Origin of the sequence: Candidatus Desulfatibia sp., from assembly GCF_036446775.1 — a bacterium.
In the GTDB taxonomy this organism is placed as follows: Bacteria; Desulfobacterota; Desulfobacteria; order Desulfobacterales; family UBA11574; genus Desulfatibia_A.
Map to the genome: position 1 here is coordinate 1 of NZ_JAZFTO010000211.1, position 2,700 is coordinate 2,700.

Sequence of the window (2,700 nt, forward strand, 5' to 3'; positions counted from 1 at the left end):
ATTTGCCATAACCTTACTCTCCTTATTTAATACATTACCATAAACGAAACCGGGCCGCGAAAATAGCAGCGCTACTTAACGCCCTTTTTTACTGATAATTTTATTATTTGAAGTTATTGTCAATGTCAAGTGGTAATAGAAATCATCTAAAGACTGGCTCGGGCTGGAATGAGACCATACAACATATATTGGAAGGAAGAGAATCTACAGATTCCATCTAATTACACCCGCTTGATAATCTATGGTGAAGTTTACGTATTGAAGCAGATCCATCCCTAGCAGATTGTCAGGGGTATCCCATATCGCAATACGGTGGTCCTTTAACTCAAGCGGTCCTGCTTTTATCCTTGACACCTTAATCCAGCGACCCTGGCGAATATCCGTTACCCCCAATATTTCCGCAAAAATGGGTGTCACAGATGTTTGCGCTGCACCCGTGTCCAGTACGAACAGATTGCTGAAAGTTTGACCGTGATAAACAATATTAACAGGGAGAAATACCCGTACGCCTTTTATGACAGCCCTGGTATTTATCTGATACTTTGTACTGTGAGCCGGGTCGTTGCCCCACCTGATCACGCCTGCTTGGTAATCAACGGAAAAGGGTACGTCCTTGAGCAAATCCATACCCAAAATGTTCATACCCTTCAGTTTCGACCACCCCTCTTGGTTCGAATGCAGAATAAGGATTTGATGGTTCTTGCGCTCAAGCGGCCCCACCATTATGCTCGACACCTTGAATGCGGATGCAAACACTTTGACACCAGCAAGAGAGCCACTTCCCGTAAACGGTGTCTTGTGCACCCCCAGTTTCTTTGCCAAAGCCTGTGATACGACCGTGTGGGTTGCACCGGTGTCCAGCTCAAACAGAGTCCTAAAGACCCGCCCATTATAGACAATCTTAACGGGCACCCGCAGGTGTTGGCCCACAACCAACTTGGTCTCATTCGGCTTTTGTTTGGGAAGATCGATACGGGCTAAGGGCTTTGTCCATGAATCTGCTTTATCAGCATCTATAGGCTTTCGATCGGAAAACTCCGTGAGGTCATTCTCGTCCACCCCGGAGTAGACTTCCGCAACAATGTTGGCCGCACTCAAAAAAACCAGTAACGTTAAAATAAGAAAAATACTTGTAAAACGTATCACCTCTTTAAAACCTCGTGTCCGGGATCTTTAATTTTGTTGTAGATATTATCGGCCTAAAGAAGGTGTTACTTAAGAAAATAAGAGTGGGGCTTTATCACATTATGCATATGGGGGTCAATTTTTTGTAACACGCTGTGGTGCAAGAGATGAGCAGATACTGGATACTGGTCTCTGGATGCTGGATAAAACAAGTAATCGTTCTTTCTTATTTATCAAGTATCCAGCATCACTTCGCCTCAAGCAATGGGATTATGATTCTCCTCAACTTGTCGGTTTGAGGCAAAGCTTCGCTAGTAACTGGCACACAACTTCCGTGCTTGATTTAAGGTCACCGAACAACACCGGGCATTTATTTCTTCTTTTCTTTTTTCAATTTTCGTTTTTCCTTTGCAGTAAGCTGGGCCTTTTTCTGTTGTTCCCTTTTGCCTTTGTCTTTTTTCCCCTTATCACCCATATCTGTTTCTCCTTGTTTGAAAGTGAATTGTGCCGGACTGTGGCGGCGCAACCCCGTGTTTGGTCGTAGGGGGTAGCAGATGAGATCGTTTGGCGTCATTGCCAAACGCCTCCACCATGCCCGGAACTTCATCTAAGAACACCTCAGCGATTTCGTCAGCTGAATTCGAAACAGAATGGCACAGTTCGTTGGCGGTGTCCAGTCTGATGTCGCCACGCTCGCCGATTATTTGACCTTTTTTTATAAGATGCCGATTATAAAAATGTAGCGGGTAAATCCTAAGATAACCGTCTCGATAGCACCCTTAACCCCATAATTTGCTTGACAAAACAACCTGATGTCTGTAGCGTTTCCGTATAGTTACAACCCCTTCCCCAAGGAGACCCACCATGACACTTACAAAAGCCGATATCATCACAGAGGTTATGAACGAAAACGGTTACAGCCGGCGCCAGGCAACGAATACGGTTGAAACCCTCCTCGAGATCATCAAAAAGAACTTATAGCTGGATACTTCTTATTCACTTGGATACCCTTCCAATGCTAAGATCGGATACTTTATATCCAAATTTCCCTACCCCTATTCCAGGAAAATAGCATTTACATTAACCACGGAAATAAATAACACAAGTGAAATTAAAAGGTTAAACGCTAACCATCACAATGCGGCATGCTTATTGCTTTATTATAGAAATCAAAAGATTAAAAAAACAATAGTTGTCCTTAAGAGAAAAAATACAGTTCCAATAAAACTTTAATGATCCGACGTTCTATAATCGGAAATATAAAAGGATAGATTATTCAATATTAGAAAGGAGGCTTTATGCTTTGTTGTATTGGTCTTTTAGGAGGGTATTCTGTGGGGCAATCTTTAGGTGGACATTGGACTTTCACCGCACCAGCGGTAGGTTTTGCTGCAGGCTTTTATGGTGATATGAAGCTCATGCGTGGTATGCATGGGAAAAAGTCCCCGGATAGTGATCACAAAAGTAAGCTGTCCTGTTGCGATTCATCTCCCAAGCAGGAAAAAACGGAAAATCCGCTATTACAAGACGGTGATATCAACACAAAAGAGGTCCGGCGGGACAGTGGTTAGTAAA

General features: G+C 43.3%; 4 protein-coding genes. 2 read left to right on the plus strand and 2 right to left on the minus strand.

Going from position 1 to position 2,700, the window contains the following annotated elements:
- Positions 1–204 precede the first annotated feature (204 nt).
- Both V3S16_RS10150 and V3S16_RS10155 read right to left on the minus strand, forming a co-directional pair.
- Positions 205–1,146, minus strand: a complete 942-nt coding sequence (locus V3S16_RS10150; RefSeq protein ID WP_413884574.1) for an aspartyl protease family protein — start codon at positions 1,144–1,146, stop codon at positions 205–207.
- Positions 1,147–1,495: 349 nt separating this feature from the next.
- Positions 1,496–1,699 carry a hypothetical protein gene (locus V3S16_RS10155; protein ID WP_413884575.1) on the minus strand — a complete coding sequence of 68 codons (204 nt, stop codon included), beginning with the start codon at positions 1,697–1,699 and terminating at the stop codon, positions 1,496–1,498.
- A gap of 290 nt (positions 1,700–1,989) precedes the next feature.
- Between V3S16_RS10155 and V3S16_RS10160 the strand changes: the two genes are divergently transcribed.
- Positions 1,990–2,106, plus strand: a complete 117-nt coding sequence (locus tag V3S16_RS10160; protein WP_413884576.1) for an HU family DNA-binding protein — start codon at positions 1,990–1,992, stop codon at positions 2,104–2,106.
- A 317-nt stretch (positions 2,107–2,423) separates the two neighbouring features.
- The gene (locus V3S16_RS10165) at positions 2,424–2,696 is read left to right on the plus strand and encodes a hypothetical protein (RefSeq protein WP_413884577.1); all 273 of its coding nucleotides are present in this window, start codon (positions 2,424–2,426) and stop codon (positions 2,694–2,696) included.
- Positions 2,697–2,700 lie beyond the last annotated feature (4 nt).

What these genes read in the sequence shown, in the direction of transcription:
- V3S16_RS10155 (WP_413884575.1), bottom strand. Translation starts at nt 1,699, where the DNA reads ATGACGCCAAACGATCTCATCTGCTACCCCCTACGACCAAACACGGGG.
- V3S16_RS10160 (WP_413884576.1), top strand. Translation starts at nt 1,990, where the DNA reads ATGACACTTACAAAAGCCGATATCATCACAGAGGTTATGAACGAAAAC.
- V3S16_RS10165 (WP_413884577.1), top strand. Translation starts at nt 2,424, where the DNA reads ATGCTTTGTTGTATTGGTCTTTTAGGAGGGTATTCTGTGGGGCAATCT.